This is a genomic window from Syntrophaceae bacterium (assembly GCA_013177825.1).
In the GTDB taxonomy this organism is placed as follows: domain Bacteria; phylum Desulfobacterota; class Syntrophia; order Syntrophales; family PHBD01; genus PHBD01.
This window is the reverse complement of sequence record JABLXX010000003.1, coordinates 182,501-206,804: the sequence shown is the minus strand read 5'-3', so window position 1 is coordinate 206,804 and position 24,304 is coordinate 182,501. Positions and strand designations below refer to the sequence as shown.

At 56.9% G+C, this 24,304-nt stretch carries 22 protein-coding genes; 18 read left to right on the top strand and 4 right to left on the bottom strand.

Annotated features, from left to right (window positions below; translation table 11 throughout):
• Window positions 1–73: 73 nt before the first annotated feature.
• The 6 genes from HPY65_08580 to HPY65_08555 are packed head-to-tail and all read left to right on the top strand — an operon-like array spanning window position 74 to window position 5,938.
• On the top strand, window positions 74–919 hold the full coding sequence (locus HPY65_08580; GenBank protein NPU84533.1) for a phosphate ABC transporter substrate-binding protein: 846 nt from the start codon (window positions 74–76) through the stop codon (window positions 917–919).
• Between the two features lie 15 nt (window positions 920–934).
• The gene (gene pstC / locus HPY65_08575; GenBank protein ID NPU84532.1) at window positions 935–1,822 is read left to right on the top strand and encodes a phosphate ABC transporter permease subunit PstC; all 888 of its coding nucleotides are present in this window, start codon (window positions 935–937) and stop codon (window positions 1,820–1,822) included.
• Window positions 1,819–2,688 carry a phosphate ABC transporter permease PstA gene (pstA, locus tag HPY65_08570; protein ID NPU84531.1) on the top strand — a complete coding sequence of 290 codons (870 nt, stop codon included), beginning with the start codon at window positions 1,819–1,821 and terminating at the stop codon, window positions 2,686–2,688. The genes pstC and pstA overlap by 4 nt, the downstream gene beginning before the upstream one ends.
• Window positions 2,689–2,704: 16 nt before the next feature.
• Entirely contained in the window at window positions 2,705–3,475 is a 771-nt protein-coding gene (locus HPY65_08565; protein ID NPU84530.1) for a phosphate ABC transporter ATP-binding protein, read from the top strand.
• Window positions 3,476–3,491: 16 nt separating this feature from the next.
• A complete protein-coding gene (gene phoU, locus HPY65_08560; protein NPU84529.1) occupies window positions 3,492–4,187 on the top strand; it encodes a phosphate signaling complex protein PhoU in 696 nt (231 codons plus the stop codon).
• The gene (locus HPY65_08555; protein NPU84528.1) at window positions 4,187–5,938 is read left to right on the top strand and encodes a HAMP domain-containing protein; all 1,752 of its coding nucleotides are present in this window, start codon (window positions 4,187–4,189) and stop codon (window positions 5,936–5,938) included. The genes phoU and HPY65_08555 overlap by 1 nt, the downstream gene beginning before the upstream one ends.
• Window positions 5,939–5,981: 43 nt before the next feature.
• On the opposite strand, the gene HPY65_08550 is transcribed toward HPY65_08555, so the two are convergent.
• Window positions 5,982–6,947 carry an ExsB family transcriptional regulator gene (locus HPY65_08550; GenBank protein NPU84527.1) on the bottom strand — a complete coding sequence of 322 codons (966 nt, stop codon included), beginning with the start codon at window positions 6,945–6,947 and terminating at the stop codon, window positions 5,982–5,984.
• Window positions 6,948–7,103: 156 nt separating this feature from the next.
• Here HPY65_08550 and HPY65_08545 point away from each other — a divergent pair, with 156 nt between their 5' ends.
• Genes HPY65_08545 through HPY65_08530 form a run of 4 tightly spaced genes read left to right on the top strand, consistent with a single transcriptional unit; the run spans window position 7,104 to window position 10,637 of the window.
• A complete protein-coding gene (locus HPY65_08545; protein ID NPU84526.1) occupies window positions 7,104–7,796 on the top strand; it encodes a glycosyltransferase family 2 protein in 693 nt (230 codons plus the stop codon).
• Window positions 7,797–7,800: 4 nt separating this feature from the next.
• A complete protein-coding gene (locus HPY65_08540) occupies window positions 7,801–8,541 on the top strand; it encodes a DUF3047 domain-containing protein (GenBank protein ID NPU84525.1) in 741 nt (246 codons plus the stop codon).
• Window positions 8,531–9,208: a glycosyltransferase gene (locus tag HPY65_08535; protein ID NPU84524.1), complete on the top strand. Its 678-nt coding sequence runs from the start codon at window positions 8,531–8,533 to the stop codon at window positions 9,206–9,208. Before HPY65_08540 ends, HPY65_08535 begins: the two co-directional genes overlap by 11 nt.
• Window positions 9,195–10,637: an FAD-dependent oxidoreductase gene (locus HPY65_08530; protein NPU84523.1), complete on the top strand. Its 1,443-nt coding sequence runs from the start codon at window positions 9,195–9,197 to the stop codon at window positions 10,635–10,637. Before HPY65_08535 ends, HPY65_08530 begins: the two co-directional genes overlap by 14 nt.
• Window positions 10,638–10,718: 81 nt before the next feature.
• On the opposite strand, the gene HPY65_08525 is transcribed toward HPY65_08530, so the two are convergent.
• The gene (locus HPY65_08525; protein NPU84522.1) at window positions 10,719–11,849 is read right to left on the bottom strand and encodes a diguanylate cyclase; all 1,131 of its coding nucleotides are present in this window, start codon (window positions 11,847–11,849) and stop codon (window positions 10,719–10,721) included.
• 781 nt (window positions 11,850–12,630) lie between these two features.
• Between HPY65_08525 and HPY65_08520 the strand changes: the two genes are divergently transcribed.
• From HPY65_08520 to HPY65_08485, 8 genes are all read left to right on the top strand, one after another.
• A complete protein-coding gene (locus tag HPY65_08520) occupies window positions 12,631–13,668 on the top strand; it encodes a radical SAM protein (GenBank protein NPU84521.1) in 1,038 nt (345 codons plus the stop codon).
• 130 nt (window positions 13,669–13,798) lie between these two features.
• A complete protein-coding gene (locus HPY65_08515; GenBank protein ID NPU84520.1) occupies window positions 13,799–15,118 on the top strand; it encodes an oligosaccharide flippase family protein in 1,320 nt (439 codons plus the stop codon).
• Window positions 15,115–16,269 (top strand): polysaccharide pyruvyl transferase family protein, encoded by a 1,155-nt coding sequence (locus tag HPY65_08510; GenBank protein ID NPU84519.1) that lies wholly within the window; start codon window positions 15,115–15,117, stop codon window positions 16,267–16,269. The genes HPY65_08515 and HPY65_08510 overlap by 4 nt, the downstream gene beginning before the upstream one ends.
• A gap of 107 nt (window positions 16,270–16,376) precedes the next feature.
• The gene (locus HPY65_08505) at window positions 16,377–17,309 is read left to right on the top strand and encodes a glycosyltransferase family 2 protein (GenBank protein ID NPU84518.1); all 933 of its coding nucleotides are present in this window, start codon (window positions 16,377–16,379) and stop codon (window positions 17,307–17,309) included.
• A 98-nt stretch (window positions 17,310–17,407) separates the two neighbouring features.
• Window positions 17,408–18,541 (top strand): hypothetical protein, encoded by a 1,134-nt coding sequence (locus tag HPY65_08500; GenBank protein ID NPU84517.1) that lies wholly within the window; start codon window positions 17,408–17,410, stop codon window positions 18,539–18,541.
• A 339-nt stretch (window positions 18,542–18,880) separates the two neighbouring features.
• On the top strand, window positions 18,881–19,882 hold the full coding sequence (locus tag HPY65_08495) for an O-antigen ligase family protein (protein ID NPU84516.1): 1,002 nt from the start codon (window positions 18,881–18,883) through the stop codon (window positions 19,880–19,882).
• Between the two features lie 34 nt (window positions 19,883–19,916).
• Window positions 19,917–21,143: a glycosyltransferase family 4 protein gene (locus tag HPY65_08490; protein NPU84515.1), complete on the top strand. Its 1,227-nt coding sequence runs from the start codon at window positions 19,917–19,919 to the stop codon at window positions 21,141–21,143.
• 8 nt (window positions 21,144–21,151) lie between these two features.
• A complete protein-coding gene (locus HPY65_08485; GenBank protein NPU84514.1) occupies window positions 21,152–22,276 on the top strand; it encodes a glycosyltransferase family 4 protein in 1,125 nt (374 codons plus the stop codon).
• A gap of 141 nt (window positions 22,277–22,417) precedes the next feature.
• Here HPY65_08485 and HPY65_08480 read toward each other — a convergent pair whose 3' ends face one another.
• Both HPY65_08480 and HPY65_08475 read right to left on the bottom strand, forming a co-directional pair.
• A complete protein-coding gene (locus tag HPY65_08480) occupies window positions 22,418–23,737 on the bottom strand; it encodes a DUF401 family protein (protein NPU84513.1) in 1,320 nt (439 codons plus the stop codon).
• Window positions 23,734–24,165: a hotdog fold thioesterase gene (locus HPY65_08475; GenBank protein ID NPU84512.1), complete on the bottom strand. Its 432-nt coding sequence runs from the start codon at window positions 24,163–24,165 to the stop codon at window positions 23,734–23,736. Before HPY65_08475 ends, HPY65_08480 begins: the two co-directional genes overlap by 4 nt.
• Window positions 24,166–24,304: the final 139 nt, after the last annotated feature.

Genomic DNA, 24,304 nt, shown 5'->3' with positions numbered 1-24,304 from the left:
CTTTCACCGCGCTGTCATCCTCCTGTAACAATGTTTTCCTAGACTGCCCCCATCAAACTCGAAGGAGGACATTATGAACATCTGGAAGAAGGCGATCCTGGCGCTTCTGTGCTGCATGCTGACCGTAGCGCCCGCGATTGCGGCTGAGAGCATCGTCATCAAGGGATCCACCACGGTCCTGCCCATCGCCCAGGGGGCCCTGGAGGCTTACATGAAGGCCCACAAGGGGGTCCAGATCTCCCTGTCCGGCGGCGGCTCCGGCGAAGGCATCAAGGCCATCGTCGACGGGACCGCCGACATCGGGAATTCCTCCCGGGAGATCAAGAAGGACGAGATTTCCCTGGCACAGAAGAAGGGAGTCAAGCCCGTGGCCCACATCGTGGCCTTCGACGCACTCGTGCCCGTCGTCCACCCCTCGAATCCGGTCCAGGGCCTGACCGTCGAGCAGCTCAGCCTGATCTACCAGGGAAAGATCACCAACTGGAAGGAAGTGGGCGGCAAGGACATGAAGATCGTCGCCATCTCCCGCGACTCCTCGTCGGGAACCTTCGAATCCTGGGACCATTTCGTAATGAAGAAGACCAAGGTCTCCCCCCGGGCCCAGATGCTGGCCTCCAACGGCGCCGTCTACACCGCCGTTTCGAAGAACCGCTACAGCATCGGCTACCTCGGAATGGGCTACGTGAAGAAGGGCGTGAAGGGCCTTGCGGTGGCCGGCGTCCAGGCAACCCCGGAGACGGCCCTCTCCCGGCAGTACCCCATGTCCCGGGAGCTCTACATGTACACCAACGGCGAGCCCAAGGGAGAGACGGCGAAGTTCCTCGCCTTCGTGAAGGGACCGGCAGGCCAGAAGATCGTCGCCAAAGAGGGTTTCGTGCCCCTCAAGGCCGACGCCCCCGGCGGGAAGGGCAAGAAGTAACTCAGGGAGCGAATCATGAACCGGAGACAGAAGGAGACCGCCATCCGGGCGGTCTTCTTTTCCTTTGCCCTCGTTTCGATCCTGATCCTGGGCCTGATCGTCGTGTCCCTCTTCCGGGAGGGACTGCCCCTCTTCCGTCATGTGTCCGTAAAGGACTTCCTCTTCGGAATGGAGTGGTATCCGACGTATGATCCGCCATCGTTCGGGATCTGGCCCCTGATCGTGGGGTCCGTCATTGTGACGGTCCTGGCGACGCTGATCGCCATCCCCGTCGGCGTCCTGACGGCCGTCTACATCGCCGAGGTGGCGCCCGGCGCCGTCAAGGACGTCTTCAAGTCCGTCATCGAGCTTCTGGCGGGGCTTCCCTCGGTGGTCCTCGGCTTCTTCGGCATGGTCGTCGTGGCCCCCTGGCTCCAGGATACCTTCGACCTGCCCACGGGCCTGAACATCGTCAACGCCTCCTCGATCCTCGCCCTGATGGCGGTTCCCACCATCGCCAGCATATCCGAGGACGCCCTCTACGCCGTCCCCCGGGAATACAAGGAGGCGTCCTACGCCCTGGGGGCGACGACCCACGAGACCATCCTCCGGGTGGTCATCCCGTCGGCACTCTCGGGAATCTCGACAGCGGTCATCCTCGGGATGTCGCGGGCCATCGGGGAGACCATGGTCGTGCTGATGGTGGCCGGCGGCGCCGCCGCCATTCCCGAGAGCCTCTTCGACTCGGTCCGGCCCATGCCCGCCAGCATCGCCGCGGAGATGGGCGAGGCGCCGTTCCGGAGCCTCCATTACCAGGCCCTGTTCGCGACCGGCATGGTGCTCTTTTTCATCACCCTGGCCTTCAACCTGGTTGCAGACTATATTTCCAACAAATTCAAGGAGGTCGGATCGGGAACGCTATGACCACGTCCTCCCTCCGTTATCGATACGTCAAGCAGCACGCCTTTTTCGGCCTCGTGCGCCTGTCGGCCTTCGTCCTCGCCCTCGCCCTGGGGGGCATCCTGGCCTACATCATCATCCATGGAATCGGAGCGCTGAGCTGGGAATTCATCACCCAGCCGCCGAGGGAGGCCATGACGAAGGGTGGGATCATGCCGGCCATCGTAGGGACTCTCTATCTGACCGTCGGCGCCATCGCGGTGGGTCTGCCGCTGGGAATCGTCTCGGCGGTGTATCTGACCGAATACGCAAAACAGGGACCGGTCATCCGGGTCATCCGGATCGGCATCAACTGCCTGGCGGGGGTGCCGTCGGTAGTCTTCGGCCTCTTCGGCCTCGGCTTCTTCGTCGTTCTCCTGAAGTTCGGCTCTTCCATCCTGGCGGGAGCCCTGACGCTGGGATTCCTGATCCTGCCGACCATCATCGGCGCCTCGGAGGAGGCCCTCAAGTCGGTCCCCCAGACGTTTCGGGAAGCGTCACTGGCACTGGGCGTGTCGAAGTGGCAGACGATCCTGCGCATCGTCCTGCCGACGGCCCTGCCGGGAATCCTGACGGGGTCGATCCTCGGCCTCGGCCGGGCAGCCGGAGAGACGGCGCCCATCATGTTCACGGCGGCGGCATTCTTCACCGCCAAGCTCCCCACGTCCGTCTTCGACGAGGTCATGGCGCTTCCCTACCACATCTACGTGCTGGCGACGGCGGGAACCCACATCGAGGAAACGCGGCCCCTCCAGTACGGGACGGTGCTCGTGCTCATCCTCCTCGTCCTCGGGATCGACCTTGTGGCCATCCTGATCCGCTCGACGATCCGCAGGAGAAAGAAATGGTAGCGCACAGGAGATGGAAATGGTGAATCAGGAAGACCGGATCATCATCCGGGCGGAAGACGTCAACTTTTACTACGGGTCCTTCCGGGCCCTGACGGACGTCAGCATGGCCTTCGAAACGAACCGGGTGACGGCCCTCATCGGCCCCTCGGGATGCGGCAAGTCCACCCTGCTCCGGCTCCTCAACCGGATGAACGACCTGATCGACGGGTCCCGGGTGGAAGGCCGGATCCTCTTCGAGGGCCGGAACATCTACGACCCCGACGTGGATCCCGTGGAGGTCCGCCGCCGGATCGGCATGGTCTTCCAGAAGCCCAACCCTTTCCCGAAGTCGATCTTCAACAACATCACCTACGGACCCCGCCTGGCAGGGGTCAGCGGCAAGGGGGATCTGGAGGCCCTGGTGGAGCGGAGCCTCCGGCAGGCGGTCCTTTGGGACGAGGTGAAGGACATCCTCGGCCAGTCGGCCATGATGCTCTCCGGCGGGCAGCAGCAGCGCCTGTGCATCGCCCGGGCCCTGGCAATGAAGCCGGACATCCTCCTCATGGACGAGCCGACCTCGGCCCTGGATCCCATCTCGACGGCGAGAATCGAGGAGTTGATCGAAGAGCTGAAAAAGACGTATACCATCATCATCGTCACCCACAACATGCAACAGGCGGCCCGCATCTCGGACTTCACGGGGTTTTTCTACCTGGGGAAGCTGATCGAATTCAACGCGACGGAAAAGATCTTCACGAAACCCGACGTGAAGCAGACGGAAGACTACATCACAGGCCGATTCGGCTGAAAAAAGGAGCACGGCCATGGAAGAAAAGAGGCACACCAGCAGCCACTACGAACGGGAGCTCCAGGAAGTCAAGGAAGGTCTGCTGTACATCGGGGCTCTCACGGAAAAGGCCATCGAGCAGGCCATGGCATCGCTCCTGGACCGCGATTCGTTGCTGGCCCGCCGCGTCGTTGCCGAAGACGACCGGATCGACGCCCTGGACATGGAGCTGGAGGAGAGGTGCATCCGTCTCCTGGCCCTCCGCCAGCCCGCCGCCCGGGACCTGCGGTTCATCACGACGGCCATCAAGATCAACGGGCACCTGGAGAGGATCGGCGACATGGCCGTCAACATCGCCCAGAAGGCCATCGCTCTCAACGACGAGCCCCAGCTCAAGCCGTACATCGATCTGCCCCGAATGGCCGAAATCACCCGGGGGATGATCCGGAAGAGCCTGGACGCCCTCGTCCGGGAAGACTGCCCGCTGGCCGACGAAGTCCGCCAGGAGGAAAACACGGTAGACTGCCTCAACGACCAGATCTTCCGGGAGCTCCTGACCTTCATGATGGAGGACCCCCGGACGATCCACCGGGCGCTCCTGATCATGCAGATATCCAAGAACCTGGAGCGGATCGCCGACCACGCCAAGGGCGTCGCCGACATGGTCATCTACATGGTGACCGGCGAGAGCGTCCGCCACCAGTTCCACGCCTGCCCGGACCCGAACGGCTGATGAAAAACAGGCTTTTCCTCCGAATTCTCGCGACCTACCTCGTCATCGTCCTGTTGACCTTCGGGATGGTGTACCTGATCCTGAGCCGGCAGATTCGGGAGATCGCCGTCGAGCGGAACGAGGCGACGCTGACGGCCTATGCCCGCATCATCGATCTCGAATCCCGGGAACAGGTCATCCGACGGGTCGGCATGCTCGCCGAAATCACCGGCGCCCGGGTCACCGTCGTGGATGCCGCCGGTAAAGTGCTCGCGGAATCGGCGACCCAGTCCGAAATCCGGGAGACCCACCTCCACCGTCCCGAGTTTCAGGAAGCGAGGCTGCGCGGCAAGGGCCGGGCCGTTCGCTACAGCCAGACCCTCGGCGTGGACATGCTCTACGTGGCTTTTCCGATTCGGGGCACCGACGGGGAGTCCGGCTTCGTCCGCCTCGCGCTTCCCCTCACGGAGGTCCGCACGTCCCTGAAGAACCTCCAGGAATCCCTGCTCATCACGGGCCTCCTGGCCCTGTCGGCGTCTCTGCTGTTCGCGGCGGTCTTCTCCTGGCGCTTCGCCTCACCGATCCGGGAGATGGAGATCTTCACCGAACGGCTGCGCCGGGGGGAAACGACAGGAACCCTCATTGTCCGGGGTCCCGACGAGGTAAGACTCCTCGGTGAAAACATCAACCATCTGGTGGAGGAGTTGCGGGGCCAGGTGGCCGAGCTCCGGGAGGAACGGGCGAAGCTCATCGCCACCTTCGCCGGCATGAGCGAGGGGGTCATGCTCCTGGACGCAGCCGGCCGGATCGAAGGATACAACCGGGCATTCCGTTCCATGATCTCGGACCGCTACGGAGACGTGACCGGCCAGTCCCTGATGGAAGCCTTCCGGAATGTCGACCTCCAAAACCTGTTCGACGAATTCCGGAAGACGAACAAGCCCATGACGGGGGAGCTGATGCTGGGGCAGCCCCGTTCCCTTGTCCTGGACGTCAGCATCGACCCCGTGTCGGGAGACCCCGGGGAGGAAAAGGCGGTCTTCGTCTTTCATGACGTGACGCGGATGAAGAGGCTGGAGCAGATGCGGATCGACTTCGTCGCCAACATGGCCCACGAGATCCGCACCCCCCTGACGGCCATCCTGGGGTTCGTGGAGACGCTCCGGAGCGGAGCGGTGGAAGAGCCGGAGCAGTCGGATCGCTTCCTGGCGATCATCGAGGAGCAGGCCCGGCGCCTGAGCCGCCTCCTGGACGACCTCCTGACGCTGTCCAACATCGAGCTGGGTGAAACGCGGTTTTCCTTCGAAGAGGTTCCCCTCGACGAAGCCCTCGATCAGGTGCTGCCCGTCCTGGAGGAGCGGATCCGGCAAAAGCGGATCGCCCTGGAGCGGGAAATCCCGCCGGACCTGTCCCCCCTGCGTGCCGACCGGGACCGGCTTGTCCAGGCCCTTCTCAACGTCCTCGACAACGCCGTCAAATTCACGCCCGAAGACGGGAAAATCGGCATTGTCGCGGAGACCGACGCCGCCGGATGGTCCATCATCCGGATCAGCGACACCGGGATCGGCATCCCCGAGGGTGAGATCAACCGGATCGGCGAGCGGTTCTACCGGGTGGACCGGACCCGCTCCCGGGAGATGGGCGGCACCGGCCTGGGGCTGTCCATCGTCAAGCACATCCTGGCCGCCCACGGCGGCTTCATGCTCATCGACAGCCGCCTGGGCCGGGGCACGACGGTCTCCCTCCGCTTTCCGCCCGCGCTCCAGATCTGAAAAAGGGGGCAGACCCCTCCTGTCGCTTTTGTCATCCTTTCGCTCAGATCGCCTCGATCGTGGAAGGCGGCTTGGTGGCGATGTTGTAGGTGATACTGACAACCTCCGGGATGTCCCGGATGATTTTATCGGCCATTTTCTCCAGCGTTTCGTAGGACAGGCGGGTCGGCTTCGCAGTCCTGGCGTCGAGGCTGTCCCAGCAGCGGACTTCGATCTGCCGCCCGAATTCCCGCTTTCCCTCGCGCATGCCCGTCACCCGGTCGTCGTGAAGAATGGCCATGTACTGGAAGGCATCCGTGTCTCCCAGGAATTTCTCCACGATGACCGTCGCCTTGCGGACGAGGCGGATCTTCTCGGGCGTCACCTCGCCGATGACCCGCGCCGCCAGGGCCGGCCCCGGGAATGGAATGCGGTTGAAGAGGGACTCGGGGAGTCCGAGGGCCCGGCCGAGCTTGCGGACGCCGTCCTTGCGGAGCTGGACGAGGGGCTCCAGGATCTTGTAGCCGAAGGCCTTCTTCGGGTCGATGCCGAGCTGCTCGAAGACGTTGTGCTGCCTCTTGATCCCCGCCACCGTCTCGTCGACGTCCGTCAGGATCGTCCCCTGCAGGAGGACCTTGGCCCCGCTCCGGTCGACGAGGGTGCGGAAAATGTCCTTGTAGAACGTCTGGGTAATGGCCTCCCGCTTCTCTTCGGGATCGGTGAGTCCGTTCAGGGCCTTGAAGAAGGCCTTCTGGGCGGGGACTATTTCCACGGGGATGTCCAGTGCCGCGAAGAGCGCCTGCACCCGCTTCGCTTCGCCCTGGCGCATGAGGCCGTTCTCGATGAAGTATGTCTTGAGCCGGTCGCCCAGGGCGCGGTGGGCCAGGGCCGTGACAACGGAGGAATCGACCCCGCCGGACAGCGCGTTGACGGCATACCCCTTTCCGACGGCCTTGCGGATCTCCTTCACCTGTTCCTGAATGAACTGGTCCGTATTCAGCTTTTCCGCTTTGATTTCCTTCCCCTTCATGGTCTCATCCCTCCCTTTTCGCATTGATGATGGAGCGACCCCTTATAGTGTTTTTGAAGGTTTGATTCAAGGCGAAAAGGACAAAATTGTTCCGGAGCCCGACGTCCCTTCTGCGTTGCATTGCCTGTCCGGGTCTATTACAATGCAGGGCATCCCATGAAGACAAGGCCTGACATATCCGTCATTGTTCCTGTTTTCGGAGAAGAGGCGGGCATCGGCGAGCGGATCCGCCGGATCCGGGCCGTCGAGGCCGGGGCGACTCCGGAGATCCTCATCGTGGACGGCGCCCCCGAAGGAAACACCCTGAAGGCCCTCGCGGATCCGGACGTGATCGGCCTGACGGCGCCGCAGGGCCGGGCGGTCCAGATGAACCGGGGCGCCGCACAGGCCTCGGGGGAGATTCTCCTGTTTCTCCATGCCGACACGGACCTTCCGGACAGGGCCTTCTCCATGATCCGGCGGGCCATGGCGGACGAAACGGCCGCGGCGGGGGCCTTCGACCTGTCCATCCGCTCGCCCCGGATGGCCTTCCGGGTGATCGAGCGGACCGCTTCCCGCCGGTCCCGGATCACCCGGATTCCCTACGGGGACCAGGCCATTTTCCTCCGCCGATCCTATTTCCAAGCGATCGGCGGCTACCGGGAGATCCCCCTCATGGAAGACGTGGACCTGATGCGGCGGATCAAGCGGCGCGGAGACCGGGTTGTCTTCCTGGAGGCGCGGGTGTCCACCTCGGCACGGCGCTGGGAGAGGGAGGGGATCCTCCGCTGCACCCTCCGAAACTGGACGCTCATCGGCCTTTACCTCCTGGGCGTCTCCCCCGGGCGGCTCGCCCGGTTTTATCCCTGACGCCATGAGAACGCCGCCCTTCCGCACCATGCCGGTCCCGATCCTCTGCCTGGCCGCCTGCCTCCTCCTGGCCGCGGTTGTCTTCGCGGCGGAGCGGTCCGTCCTGTTCCGGGAAGATTTCCGGAGCCTCGACGCCTGGCGGCCCGTCGCCTTCCCGAAAGTGAAGGCCCATTCCCGTTACGCCGTCGAGAACCGGGACGGCGAAACGGTCCTTCGGGCCGAGAGCCGCGGCTCCGCCTCCGGCCTCGTATACCGCCGGGAATTCAACGTCTACGACTACCCCAAGCTTCGCTGGCGCTGGAAGATCTCCAACGTGTACGCCCGTGGCGACACGGGCGGTAAGGCCGGTGATGACTACCCCATCCGGATCTACGTGGTATTCCGGTATGATCCGGAGAAGGCCTCCGCCCTTGACCGGGCGGTCTACGGGATCGCAAAAGCGCTATACGGCGAGTACCCGCCCCACAGCACCCTGAACTACGTCTGGGCCGGCCGCGAGGATGCGCCCTCCCTCTTCACCAGCCCCTTCACGGACCGGGCGAAGCTCCTCGCCCTGGAGAAGGGCCCCCGTTTCGTCGGCCGGTGGCGGGACGAAAGCGCGGACATCCTCCGGGACTACCGGCGAGCCTTCGGAACGGACCCGCCGGCCGCCGCGAGCCTGGGGATCATGAACGACTCGGACAACACGGGAGAGGCCGCCGTCTCCTGGGTTGATTTCATCGAGGTGTTCCGGGATGGCCCCTGAGCGCTGCGTTCTTTTGATGGTCAAGCACCCCGGCTTCGTCCCCGTCAAATCGCGGCTCGCCGCCGCCCTCGGCCCGGAGGCGGCCCGCTCCCTCTACGAGGCCCTGGCGGCCGATGCCGTTCGGTCCCTGGCATCGGGAGATCATGCCCTGACCGTCCTCTACGATCCTCCGGAGGCTAGGGAGGCCACGGCCAGCTGGCTCGGACAAGGGCCGGGCTACCGGCCCCAGCGGGGAGCGGACCTTGGGGTGCGGATGGTCGCCGGGTTCCGGGAGGCGTTCTCCGGGGGATTCCGGAAGGCGGTCCTCGTCGGCAGCGACGTCCCGGGCCTGGGCGGAGACCTTGTGCGGCAGGCACTCACAGGTCTCGACGGCCACGACGCCGTCCTCGGCCCGGCCCGTGACGGCGGCTATTACCTGATCGGCTTCCGTCGGGAGACCTTTCCGCCGGAGGCGTTTGCGGGAATCCCCTGGAGCACCGGGGAGGTATTTTCAAAAACCCTGGAGATCCTGGAAAAGAACGGGCGCAGGGTCTTCGTCATGCCATCCCGCAGCGACATCGACACGGCGGAGGACCTGGAGCGCATCGCCGCGGATCCGCCGGCCGGCCTCGGCCCGGCGTTCCGGGAGTGGCTTTTGAAAAGGAGGCGGGATCATGGACGGGAATGAATTCGACCTGATCGTCATCGGCGGGGGGGCGGCGGGCTTCGTCTCCTCGAAGCTGGCCGCGGGCCTCGGCAAGAAAGTGGCCCTGGTGGAAAGGGACCGCCTGGGCGGCGAGTGCACCTGGAACGGATGCGTCCCCAGCAAGACCCTGATCCGGTCGGCCCGGGCCTGCCGGCAGATCCGGGACGGGGAGCGGTTCGGCCTCCGGGTGGAGGGTCCCCTCCGGATCGATCCCTCGGGCGTCCTGGACCATGTCCGGGCAGTGGTGAACAAGGTTTACGAAGGGCACCCCCCGGAGAGTTTCCGAGGCCTGGGGATCGATGTCCGGTTCGGCAGCCCGCGATTTTTGGATCCGCACAGGATCGATCTGGACGGGACGGTTCTCTCGGCCCGGCGCTTCGTCATCGCCACCGGTTCCGGCCCCCTGGTCCCGCCGGTTCCGGGCCTCGAATCCGTCCCTTTTCTCACCAACCGGAACGTATTTGCGCTGGAGCGGCTGCCGGCCTCGCTTCTTGTCCTCGGAGGCGGCGCCGTCGGCATCGAGCTGTCGGCTGCCCTGAACCGGCTGGGGGTGGAAACGACGGTCGTGGAGATGCTGCCTCGGGTGCTGATGCGGGAGGATCGGGAGCTCGCGGACAGGCTGGCGGGAATGCTGGAGGCCGAAGGTGTGCGGATCCTGACGGGCCGGAAGGCGGTCGCCGCCGCCTCCCGGGACGGCGGGATCGTCCTCACCGTGGAGGACGCCGCCGGACAGCGGTCGGACCTGGAGGCGGAGGCGGTCCTCGTCGCCGTGGGCAGACGTCCGAACGTGGAGGGCCTGGATCTCGACCGGGCCGGCGTCGCCTTCGGGCCGAAGGGCATCGAGACGAACGGAGCACTCCGGACGACGGCCCCCGGCATCTACGCCTGCGGAGATGTGGTCGGCCCCTTCCAGTTCAGCCACATGGCGGAATACCAGGCCCGCATTGCCACACTCAACGCCCTGCTCCCCTTCCGGCGCAAGGCCGATTACCGGCTGGCCGGGTGGTGCACCTACACGGACCCGGAGCTGGCCCACCTGGGGCTGACGGAGGAGGAGGCCCGGGAGGCCCTCGGAGACGGTATCGACGTGTACCGCTGGAGCTACGGCGCCATCGACCGCGGCAGGACGGACGGCACCGAGGAGGGGATGGTCAAGGTGATCTGCGACCGGCGCGGCCGCGTCGTCGGCGCCCACATCCTGGGCGAGCGGGCGGGGGAGCTGATCCACGAGATCCAGCTCCTGCGGTTCCTGGACGTGCCGTTCCACCGGGCGGAGTCCATGATCCACCTGTATCCGACCTACAACGACGCGATCAAGGCACCCTCCAGGCTGGCCTACCGGACGAAGCTGGAACGGAGCCCCTTCCTGAAGATCCTGCGAGCCGTCGTCTCCTTCGGGAAGCAGGAATAGCAAAAACAAACGGCGGGGGCGGATTTGAAATCCGCCCCCGCCGTTTCCGCTTGGCTCCCTTGAGAAAACCAGACCCGCCCCTCACTCCGGCGGGGGGATCATCCGGGCGACGGCCACGCGGTTGCCGCCTTCCCGCTTTGCCTGAAAGACCGCCTTGTCGGCCATCCGCAGGAGATCGTCGGCGCTTTTCCCGTAGTCCGGATACGCCGCAATGCCGAAGGACGCTGTCACCGCGTCGAAGGGCTTCTTCTTCTGGCCCGTCACGACGACCAGCGATCCGATGGCCTCGCGAATCCGCTCGGCCCGATTCCTCGCCGTTTCCAGCGGGGCCTCCGGCATGATGACGATGAACGAATCCCCTTCCCACCGGCAGGGGATGTCTCCGCCGCGCACCTGGTGCCGGATCACCTCCCCCAGCTCCCGGAGCAGGGCGTCCCCTTCCTCGTATCCATACATATGGTTGAATTTCTCGAAGTGATCGAGATTTGCAGCCACGAGCCCGACAGGACCCTTCCTTCGCGCGGCGCGGAAAATCTCCAGGCCGAGCGCCTCTTCCCCATACCCCCGGTTGAAAAGCCCAGTGAGCGGATCGCGGATGAACAGGGCTTTGAGCTTCTCGCGCATCTTCAGGCCCGACAGGGAAAGGGCCATGCGCTCCGCCACCGACGCAGCCAGCTCATGGAGATCCGGTTCCACCGCGGAAGGATCGCCGGGATACTCGAGATGCAGCAGGAACGGCCCTTCCGCCTCGTCCACAACCGGGACGTCGAAATAGAGGGCCATGCTGTTCGCCTTCATGTGACGGCAGCGCAGGGCCGAGGGACCGAAATCGACCCGGTGCGTCCTTCCGCTCCGCAGCGCCCAGCAATCCTCCCGGGGAAACACCGACTCGCTCTGAAGGTCCGGCCCCCAGGCCACGGCGGCTTCCATGTCCCCGACCGCATTGCCATGGAGGAAAAACGCTCCCGCCGAACCGGGAAACAGCTGCGGTCCGAAGAGCTGAATCACCGCCAGCCCTTCGCGCGCAACGCCGCAGGACCTCAACAGCCTCCCCATCTCCCGCAGAAGTTTTTCCCGGCGCTCCCATCCCGCCTTTTCCGCCATCCGGGCGGCCGACGCCTCTCCGGCCCGCCGCCGATCTTCCTCGATCTGGCGGCGGAGAGCGTCCAGTTCTTCAATGAGCTGCGTCTTTGTCTTCGCTTCGTCTTTCATGAGGACCAGCCTCCGGAAGAGAGGGCACCGGCGGGGCTCTGCCGGCACAGAGACAGCATCTGGATATCACAAAACAAGGCCCGTCGCGACACGAATCGCGACGGGCCTTGTTGTCCCGGTTGCCCCGCTCCGCTCAAGTCGCTCTTACAAGGACGCGTCAATCGGTGGACCCGATCCCACCGCACCACCTCCCTCCGGGTCCCGGGACGGGATTTCCGTTTATTGCCCTCCTGCCTGACGTCGTGAAGAGCCGGTTGGCCTTTATCTGGAATCAACAGGAATTCACGCAAGGACCGGCCCACATTTGACGAACAGGGAGCACAACAGTCTGTCTGCGCCGGGAATCACGGATTGTTCGGTGGCCGTTGAAGATGGATTCCACTTTTCTGCCGTTCACCTCTGGCAATTGATGTTCTTTTGTGCAATGGTAGCACAGCATTCCCCAGAAATAAAGATCACCCCTGCCATTGAAGACACTCCCATAGCCTGACATTCATCTGCATGGTCACAAGGACGAATGTCCTCGCGCAACCAACGGGGCCGAGCCATATCTGCATCCCTGCATGGCATGGAATGCATCGTCAATCGATGCATGTTGAAATGATAAGAAGACGTTTCTCACGCAATGAGCTCGAGGGAAGACGGCAGCGGTCGGGAGACAATGCCGCCCGCCGCTCTCGACCTCGATAAACTGAAACACGATACCAGAAAAATGCGGGCGCAAAGCCCCCAATGCATCAGAAAATCAATTCTTGAATGATGGCTCAATAGGGAAACATTCATGGAAGCCTCCGTGATCACCACATATCGCTGCCCCATGCGCTGCAGGATGTGCAACATCTGGGACAATCCGTCAGATCCCCAAAATGAATTCAAGCCCGATCTCATGCACAAGCTCCCGAAACTGGCCCTGGTCAACCTCACCGGAGGCGAGCCTTTTGTGAGGGGGGACCTGGAAGAGATCGTCCGGATCATCTTCACGAAGACCGATCGTGTTGTTATCAGCACCAGCGGCTGGTTTGAAGACCGGATCATCCGGATGGCCGAAAAGTATCCCAATCTTGGGTTCCGGGTAAGCATGGAGGGACTGTCGCAGAAGAACGATGAGCTCAGGGGCCGGGAAGGTGGCTTTGATCGCGGCCTTAGAACCCTCCTGGAGCTGCGCAGAATGGGCGTTAAGGACATCGGTTTCGGCATTACCGTCTCGAATGGCAATTCCGCCGACATGCTGCATCTTTACGAACTGTCTCGAAACCTGAAGCTGGAATTCGCCACGGCGGCCTTTCATAATTCCTTCTACTTTTACAAGGACGACAACGTCATCACCAACCTGGATGAAGTCATCGCCGACTTGGAAGAACTCATCAATCGGCTTCTGAAGGAAAACCACCCGAAGTCATGGTTCAGGGCCCTGTTCAACCTCGGCCTGATTCATTACATCAGGGGTTGTCCGAGACTTCTGCCCTGCGAGGCAGGCTCGGAAAACTTCTTCATCGATCCCTATGGCGAGGTACTTCCATGCAACGGCATGGAAGTCAAATGCTGGTATGCCACCATGGGGAACCTTAACAATGCAAAGAACTTCATGGAAATCTGGGAGAGCGATCAGGCAAAAAAAGTAAGGGAACAAGTCAGAACGTGTCCCAAGAACTGCTGGATGATTGGTTCCGCTTCCCCGGTGATGAAGAAATATGCTTTTCATCTGCTGCCTTGGATCGTCACAAATAAGCTCAGATCCATGACGGGAAAGCGGGCTTGTTCAAATCATATTCCGAATTTGCGTAACTATCTGATTCATGAATCACGCCGGCAAAAGTAATTCGTATATGCAACTCGCGAATATCGATCATTGTCTCTTTCTCCAATCATTGACTTGTGCATGCCCCATACAATTGGTGGTTGGAAGCAAACAATAACTTAACTTTATTTAGGATCTCTTGCCGTTTTTTATGTCACTCAAACAGTATTTTGATGTCGGTTCGATGAATGATCAGGTCAATGAACTGATAACTTTTTACAGATCCAGCATAGAGAACGTATCTTTTCTTGTTTTTGTAAATATTATTATTGCCGCCGCGGGTTGGCTGACGCAAATTAAAATTGCAAATACCCTCGGTAAAGATGCATTCGGGCAATTTGCCTTTGCAGTAGTTATCGGCACATTCCTGCAGGTGTTCATTCGTTTTGGTCTGGATCGCACACTTGTGCGCGACCTTATTCATTATCCCGATCGTTTTTCAGCATTAGTACGGGCAAGCCTGTTTTTGCGCTATATATTAACTATCATTACTATTTCCGCTTTGCTGACCTTGAAGCTTCTATTTCTGCAGTATTACATCTCTTGGGGCGTATTCCTCATTATTACAGCGACAGCAATATTATCACTCGATCTGCAACCAGTATATGATGTTCGACAAAACATAAAGTTGCATGCCATATTCTTTCTTTTTCAAAAATTCTTTTACCTCATACTTATATGGATCGGCATTTTTATATTAAAAGATTCTTTTTCAATTTTATTCATAGGCTCATCGTTACTGATCAGTGTGGTTCTATACCTTGCTTTACAGCATAATTTTGTAATGAGACGAATGAAAAGTAGAAAAGAAAGCTATTCCGAGCTGGCAAACGGCATTGTTTGGCTATTTCGGAACAACACTTTCATTTGGTTTTCGGCAATCGCTGGTCTGGTAACCGCAATGATAAACCAGGTTATCTTAAAAGAATACTGCGGCTATGCGGAACTTGGTGGCTATGCGGCGGCATGGCAGTTTGTAATCGCGGGCACCCTCCTCCTGGATCAGGTTTCGCGAGTTGGGCGTCCTGCTGTGGCGAGGATCACAAAATCCGGAAGATCAAAGTCCGATCAGATACAATTTCTGATCAAATATTTTTCAGTGATGATTGTTGTGGTCACCCCGGTGGTGCTTTTCATGATTTTTTCCCCCGAAGTTGTTTTTAAATTACTTTTCAGGCCTGAATATCATGCGGCAGCAGACACACTTCCTGTTATGGGTATTTATTTATTTCTTTTTGCCGTTGGAATCGTTTCTTCGCAATATGCATTGTCGGCGAGACTGGAAAAAATGTATTTCCATGCTGTAATTACAGGCAGCATACTGAGCATACTTCTTTGCCATGTACTAATCCCTGCAAACGGCACAATCGGTGCAGCCTGGGCGTTACTGATATCCCATGGAACCGCAATTATAATTTACAGTCTCGGTATATCAAGGCATTTATTGAAACAACGAAGTCTCTATAAATGAAAATATTCAACCGCATCGTTTTGAATCATAATATTAATCACCGTGAAAAGAAAATGGCTTTAATATCGGGATACTATGGAATGGATAATACAGGGGACGACTGTCTTCTTGCGGTTGCCAGCTGGGGCACCAGAACATTCATCAAACCTCACAAGCTTCTGGCATCTGCCGTGAAGGTTCCAAGTATTGTGAATTGCAAGCTGGCCACTCCAATTCTAAGATATAAGCAATTTTTACCGGGACAACACAGGCTGACGGAGTGTATCACTGCACTTGGGGTAAAAACCATTGTATTTGGCGGAGGATCAATTTTCCATACGGCCCGGGACATAAAGCACAAGATGGAGTTACTAAAGTTATCGGGAAGGGGGCCTCACTATGCGATCGGTGTCTCCCTTGGTCCTTTTCGCGACAAGGCATCGGAAGTGTGCTGTGAAGAATTACTGAAGCGGTTGTCTTTTGTAGGATTAAGAGATCAAGAAAGTGTCGATATTGCCCAATCCATGTCGAAAAATATTTATTATAAAAAGACATTTGACTTGGCGCCATTACTGCCAAGGTCATGCAATACCGCCATTGAGCCATTCCTGCAAAGCAGCAGGGAGCGCAAAGGGATCGGAATTGCTCTATGTGATTACGAAAGATACACAGGAGGCGACCGAGCAAATGAAATGGCAAGGCGAAAAGTCATTATCAATGTAATTAAAAAAATTTCGAAAGAAATCATGGATGAGGTTGTTTTCATAGACTTCAATGGTCATCGATACTTTGGAGATGCATCCATTCATCGAGACATAGAGCAAGAAATTTCACACGATGTTAAAGTCAGGCACATCCCATACCTTGCGGATCCTCTCCAGACGTTAAAAGAAATCGGAAACCTTCGCTTACTTCTTGCGATGAGGCTGCATGGGGCCGTCTTCGGTTTCATTACGAATACTCCTACCATGATGATAACCTATCACCCCAAATGCCGGGGCTGGGCGTCGCAGATCGGATTGGCGGAGCGTTACATGATCGACAGTACCGCGTTGGACGTCGACTACCTGAGGGATCTCATTCTTGAGATCTCGGATGGGCATTACAACTATCCCCGATTGAGTTACCCGGAAGCGGAAAAGCTCTCCATGCTTAATTTCTCGTTCGCTTGAGGTACATGAAAGCAATCATGCCGGCTATAAATATATAATTATGCGTACGACAAAAACAGGCATTGATTTATGATGACAGATCCGAATAAAGCAGTTGCCAAGAACATATGATTGATATTTCCGTTGTCATACCTCTCCATAATAAAGCACCCTATATATTACGGGCAATACATTCCGTTTCCATTCAGGCAATGCAGGGCATGGAACTGATTGTCGTCGATGACGGATCAACGGACAATGGTCCAGACATCGTAAGGAGCATTCACGATTTACAATTGAAACTGATCCGGCAGGAAAACAAAGGCGTGTCTGAAGCCCGGAATGCGGGGATCAGGCACTCAATGGGCAGGATCATCGCGTTTCTTGACGCCGACGACGAATGGAAGCCGGATTTCCTGAGAAGAATCATGATGCTTGTCAATAAATACCCGCAAGCCGGTCTTTATGCGGCAGCATATGAAAAGATGCACTCAAATGGAAACATAGAAGCTGTGAATTTCAAATTCATACCTCCACCACCTTGGGAAGGCATCATGCCGAATTACTTCAGGGCAGCAGCCTTTGGAACCCCGCCGGTATGTTCGTCTGCAGTCTGCATACCAAGAAGTGTTCTCAATAAAGTTGGCATGTTCCGCATTGGAAGAAGAATGGGGGAGGACCTGGATCTGTGGGCCAGAATTGCATTGTGCTACCCAATCGCATATTCAACGATGATCGGGGCCATTTATCATGAGGAAGCAGAAAATAGAGCATGTAATGTAAAATTCACTGAAGCTGACGAACATCCATTTGTCGAATCCTATAAAACATTCTGCAACAAACAACCAACGGCTCTCAATGAAAATGATATTAATTTATATATCGGACGATTGAAGCTTGAAAATGCAAGACAGCATGTACTTAGCGGAAATTACCAAATAGCCCGTCAAATGCTGTCCTGCGGCGTTTGCACTCCCTCCAGAATTCGAAAATTCTTATGGGGATCGCGCATGAACAGGCTTACGTATTACGCCTGGCGCTTGAAGGATAAACCATTTTGATAAACGCCTCTTGCATACCCTCGTTTCTCAGTTCAAGCCATCATAGTTATTTCATCAATTACTTCATAATCATTTCCTTAATACATGCAATTCTGTTTATGCCGGCCATTGCACATACGGATGAAGTAAAGGGAAAATTCGATTTAACCAAGTTAACCAAGCTTGTAAATGGAAAGCATATTATCCGTTTACCGTCCGGACTTTATCATATATCCGAGACAATTGTATTACCATCGAACACAATACTGGAAGGAGCAGGGCCGAACACGATCCTGAAAGCAGCGTCCCCTTTCTTCGGTCAGCGGTTCATAACGAGTTTGAATGAAAGAAATGGTGGCAAGAACATTCTTCTCCGCTCCTTCAGGGTAATTTTCAATATTCCAATTCAAAAGGGTGATTCGTCAGGCATATTGCGTTTTGAAAATGTCAACGATCTTCAAATTAATAATATATCGATGACATTGGATACAAAGTATTATGGAATCGATTTGTCCGCCAATATACAAAATGCCGTAATAGAGAACAACATGATCGAGAACAGAGGACAGGGTGGCGCCGTAATGGTCCGTAACGGAATTCAACAAACCAATATGGAATCCAGGAATATCATCATAAGAAACAACGCGCTGAAATCTCACTGCGACGAACCATTGGCCGTCTTCGGCTGGATGGCATCCGTCAGAAACGTAACAATACAAGCGAATAACATTGAATGTGAAGGATCGTCGTTTGGCATCAGCGCTTTTGGGATAGATACCCTGGGTCATACCGGCAAACTGAGTGACGTCACCATTCATAAAAATATTATCGCCGGCGGTACGCGCGGCGCCATCGGTATCAAGGGCGGCGCCACAAGCATCACGGCGTCTGACAATAAAATCATTCATACTGCCGGAGACGGCATTTTTATTCATGCGGGAGGATCCGGATTGCCGATGGTAAGAGGCGTTTTTATAAGAAATAACGAAATTCGTGATATCGGACGGCATGGAATTTTTGCCGCCGGATCCGAAATTAGAATAGAAAAAAACAGGATATCGAATACGAAGGGCAGCGGCGTATATATCCATGGTTCTGTTCGTGTAACCGGCAACGAGATCATGGATGCAAAACCGGGCATATTGGCAGACGGTGATCATAAGATGATCATTAAACATAACAGGTGCCGCAATGCACCTGTGCGCATTCTTAATAACAAAGGCGCCGAAACAAAGGATAATATTTTAGAATAGGATGCCACAAGTTTATCGCGCATCTGCAAATATATGTCTAAAAAAACCATCAAAAGAGATGTTCTGCAAAAACCGAATCCAGTATCAACCAACGATTTCAGGTGGGATTCGATTCTTTATTATTATACCATTTATATTTGTATAATCTTTGTGGGAGGAATCACAGGCACGCAGACAACGATATATGGAGCCTCCCTGTTCCTGCTGTTCCTGTACGTCCGTTATTGGCGTTACCTCTTGAAGATAAGGTTAAACTTTTTGACATTCTGCATATTTCTCTGTCTTTTCATACCCTTCATACCGATGATGTCGTATGATGGGAAAACCCTGATCTCTTCAATGCAAGAGCTGACGAAATACCTGGCGTTACACATCGTCATTCTATTCGGTATCTCATTGCCCCTCACCCCCCTCAGCCGTACAAAAAAAGCATGGATTCTCTATACCGCGATCCTGCTTTTTCTTGTAATCGGATGCTTCTGGAGTATTGCCCATGGATACAAAGACCCTCGAATGAAAGGATTTTTACCAAATCCAAATACATTTGCCTTAACTGCCATGATGCTTTTGCTTCTGACCAATGGCGAATCCTCTCGTTCTTCTGCCATACGTGCCAGCCACTTAGTCGCAATAACACTTTTATTCCTCGCTCGAACAAGTGGTGCATTAATCGGATACGTTGCCGGGTTTATCCATTTGAACCTCTTTGCCAAAAAAGGAAATCTTATAAAAAGAAGCGTTATCCTTGCTGTCTCCATATCCTTGATCATTATATTGTTCACCGCCATGCCGAATGACAGATTCGAGGCTATTGATATGACGAGGGGAAAAATCGCAGTTATAGAGAAAAACTACAGCCGTGTTCTTTCGGGCAAAGAAATCAACTTTTATTCGATTGTTGAGAGACAAGGCGTCGACAATACATCGGGCCTTTGGCGGCTATATCAATGGCACCGCATCCTCACACTTTTTTTCAGTTCTTCACTGGACAAGATCATGTTTGGATACGGTATCGGGACGACGGACATCCTTTTCAAGCAGAAGGCACACAATGATTACATAAGGATCCTCTTCGAGACGGGCCTCATCGGCCTGATCCTCAATCTCATCGTCTGGGGCGTTCTTTATCGCCGCATGGCCATAAAATATCGCTGGATCGTTATCGCGATAGCCGTCTTCTGTTTCACAGAAAACAACTATGACCATTTTCCGGCGATGAGCCTTCTGGCACTTTACATGATCAGTGCCGGAAAGCCGAATATTGTCGATGAGTCGAAACAGGGAAAGGGTGAGAAAAAGCGTCCGCAGGTTATGGAGCGTGTTTCCGCTTCCGTGAGTTGATTCCATCTAACCCATAACCATAAAAAGATATTTCATGAAAATCATTTTTCTGAATAATTACTATTACATGCGCGGCGGGTCAGAGAGAGTGTTTTTCGGCGAGATGGACATGATGAAAAGGCATGGCCATCCGGTTGCCGGATTTGCCCGCAGGCATTCGCTAGACATGCCATCGGAATACGAACGCTTTTTCCCGCCGGATATTACGACAAACAAGATCAGCCTGTCATGGGAGGCAGTCAAGACTATCAAAGAGATATTCTATTCTATCCGTGCAAAAGACAGGTTGAAGAAGTTGGTCGACGAATTCAAGCCCGATATTGCTCACGTCCATAATATGTATGGACGTTTGACTACTTCGATCCTTGACCTTCTTTCGGAGAAAAAAATACCGGCGGTCATGACACTGCACGACTATAAACTGGTATGCCCAAGCTATAAATTTATGTTTAATGGTCACATTTGTGAGGATTGCAAGCGGGCACGATATTATAAAGCCGTCAAAAATCGCTGTCATAAGGAAAGCTATTGGGCATCGGCCGTCATTGCCATGGAATCGTACGTTAATGAGCGGTTGAACAAATACAGGAAAAGCATCAAATACTTAATATCGCCAAGCCACTTTTTAAAACATAAATTAATCGACTTCGGCTGGTCCGAAAATCAAATTGAATTTGTCCCAAATTTCTTGAATTTGTCTGACTTTAATCCAAATTACACTCCCGGTAAATACTTTCTCTATCTTGGCAGACTGTCTGAAGAAAAAGGAATCAGAACATTGATTAAAGCTTTTTCAAAACTGCAGAACCGGAATGCGGAACTGCTTGTTGTCGGCGATGGCCCGATTCGAAAAGAATTGGAAAATCAGGCAGAAAATAATCAGAGAGTCCGTTTTGCGGGGTACCTGTCGGGGAATTCCCTTCTGGACGCAACCCGCAACGCTCTCGCTGTCGTAGTACCCTCTGAATGGTATGAAAATGCGCCTATTTCCATTCTTGAAGCGCTGGCATGCGGCAAACCGGTTATCGGGGCAACAATCGGAGGAATACCGGAAATGATCGAGGACGGAGTGAACGGTTTTCTCTTCAAATCCGGGAATAGCAATGCACTGGCGATTGCCTTGGCTCGTCTTGCAGAGATGGATGCAACGGAGATTGAAAACATGGGCAGGGCGGCCCGAAAGAAAGCGGAGAGAGAATACGGCACAGAATCGCATTATCAGAGCCTCATGGAGATATATCGGAAAGCTTTGAAGGAATAAGAGATCAAATGCATATTGCCTACGTTGCCGTTAAAGGCATGCCCATCGGCGGGGGTATCGAAAAGGTTACGGAAGAGATCGGCGCACGTATGGTTAAGAAGGGTCACGCAGTGACCGTGTATTCAAGCCGGGATTATGGAACGGTCGACGGTTTCCATCAGGGTATGCGGATTGTAACGGTCCCTTCTATCAACACCAGGGCCCTTCACAAGCTTTCCATCTGCTACCATGCGACGCGCGACATCGTGCATAGCAGGAATGCCGACATCGTCCACGTCCACGCCGTCGGGCCGTCCGTGTTCTCCATCTTTCCCCGGATGAAGGGCATTCCGACAGTCGTACAGACCCACGGCCTGGAGTGGAAGCGGGATAAATGGGGGATCATCGGCAAGACTTTCTTCAAGCTCTCGGACTATTCCGTCGTCTATTTCCCGGACAAGACAACGTCGGTCTCGAAAGTGCAGAAAAAGTACTACGAAGACCGGTTCAAGCGTGAAGTGGTTTATATCCCCAACGGCGTTTCCCCTATGGAGAAACGACCGGCGAAATGGATCCTGGAGCAGCGCCTCGAACCCGACCGGTATATCCTCTTTGCCGCCCGGCTGGTGCAGGAAAAGGGCGCTCATTTCCTGATCGAGGCCTATCGCAAGCTGGAGACGGACATGAAGCTCGTCATCGCGGGAGATGCAACCCACATGGAGAAGTACAAGGCAGAGCTATGGAGCCTGGCCGGGAATGATCCGCGAATTCTCTTCCTCGGCTTCGTCACCGGCGAGCCGATGCAGGAGCTGCTCAGCAATGCTTATCTGTTCTGCCTGCCGTCCACGGTGGAAGGACTGCCTGTTGCCCTGCTCGATGCCATGAATTACGGCAACTGCTGCGTGTCCAGCGACATCCCGGAGAACCTGGAGGCCATCGAAGATCACGGCTATGTCTTCCGCAACCGCAGCCCCGAGGATCTGCGCCGGGTGCTTGCCGAGCTTCTTGAACACCCGGGAAAAGTGGAGGAGAAGAAAGCGGCCGCCCTGGCCCATGTCCGGAAGAATTACTCCTGGGACCGCGTAACCGAGCAGATGGAAGCGCTCTATGTCGAGCTGATCAGGAACAGGCGGGCGGCCGGGGCACACAGATGAGACCATATGCGATACCTCCATGAGCATTTCAGTTCGGGAGGAAAGAAGCATTCAGGCTAAGGTGATACAACCTGCTCTTGACGGGCGACCATAAAGGAAAACGGGGACAGATTAAAAATCTGCCCCCGTTTGTGTGTGAGGTTACAGCAGAAAATACCACGCCGCCGACAGCATCCCCGCCGTTGCCAGCATGATCGCCGCCGGCCCCAGGAGGTACCGGTAGGCCCCGTAGATGGGCGTGCGGAAGTATTCCGCCGTGACGACGAAACAGGCGTGCATGGGGGAGAGCATCATGCCCATGTAGCCGAAGGTGTAGGCGAAGCTCGTCGTCGCCGCCGCCACGCCCAGGGAGGGATCGGGCCCCAGGAGGGCGAAGACGATGGGGAAGCTGGCCCCGACGAATCCGAAAGCCACCCCCGTGACCGCCCCGGAGATAAAGGGGATCACCATGATGATCGTGACGAGGGGGATGCCCGTCCGGACCAGTTCGTCCCGCATGCCCGTGACAAGGTTTCCTCCCGTACCGTCCAGCGGGCAGACGAGCGCCGCCGAAAAGGCCTGGATGCCCAGGACGAGGACGACCATGAGCCATGTCTCCCGTTTCCGGAACAGGGAGAGGGCCGGCCGGAAGGTAGATCCATGGCCCGCGAAGGACGCCGCCAGGGCCAGGAGCAGTCCCGCCAGCATGGCCAAGAGGTTGGCCAGCGTTCCCTTCACCCCGAGGGGCGGCAGGACGGCCGAGCCCAGGATGGAGACCAGCACCAGAATCCCGATGGGAAGGATGGCCGAAAACACGGCCTCCGCATTCCAGGAGCCGTTTTCCCGCCCGGCCCCCTTCCCTCTTCTCCCGATGCCGCGCAGGATGAAGAGATAGCCCCCCAGGATCGCCGCGGCGGTAAAGGGAACCTGGATGAGGAAATATGTGAGGACCGACAGGCCCGCATACTGCATGGCCAGGATGACGCCGGGATACAGGGGCCACCAGTACTCCCAGATGTGGCGGAACCAGTAGTTGATCGCCACCTTGCGGGCCGGCGCCAGTTCCTTTTCCTCGTCCATGGCGGCCACGAAGGGCGCCGAGAAGAGAGCCCCCGCCGGCATGGGCAGCAGTCCCACCAGCGCCGGCAGCCCCGCGATGATCAGCTGCTTCTTCCGGAGCCAGGCCTTGAGGCCGGCGATGGTCCGCTCCATCCGTCCCGTCTGCTTCAGGGAATCGCTGAAAAAGAGAAGGAGCAGGATGATCGGGGGCAAGAGCGCGTTATGGGGCAGGATGAATGTCTCGACCTGGTAGATGAATCCCTGGAGGCCCGTTCCCGTCCAGGCCGTGAGCAGGAGCGCGAAGGACAGGATCGCCACGCCGAGGGGCGCCCCGAAGCGGTTCAGGAGCAGGATCCCCAGGAAGGAGCCGAGGATCTTGGCGTAGGCGGGCAGGGCGAAGAGCCAGTCCATGGCGCCCGTCACGCCCCTTCTTCCAGGAAGGGGAGCAACGTTCCCTTCCGGTATACGAGGGCCTGGCAGGAGGCGAGGAGGCGCCCCCCGTCGTCGGTGACCTTGATGTCATAGACGGCGGTCCTCGCGGTCCGGTTGATTTCGCGGGCCTCCGCGGTCATCACCGCTCCCGGGCCGGGCGTGGCCAGGAAGCTGATGCCCATGTTCAGGGCCACGGCCATCGTGCCGTGCGAGTTGGAGGCCGTTTCAAAGGCCTCGTCGATGAGCGCGAAGATCGCGCCGCCGTGGGCCATGCCGAAGATGTTCTCCATGTCCTGAGTAAAGGTCATTCCAACTTTGGAGTAGCCCTCCGCCAGATCCAGGAGCTTCAGGTCGAATTTCCGGGCGAAGGGCTCCTTCTCCACCCTCCGGAAGATCGCTTCTCTCACCTTTTCGTCCATTCGTCACACCTCGTGCCGGATGGCGCGGATCGTATCATCAAAGAAAAAATTGGTCAGATTTATTTTTCGCGGGAGGAACTTTTCCAGGCTGCCGCCTGTCTTACCGGTAGAGGGCTAAAAGGACTTGACAAGAAGCGGT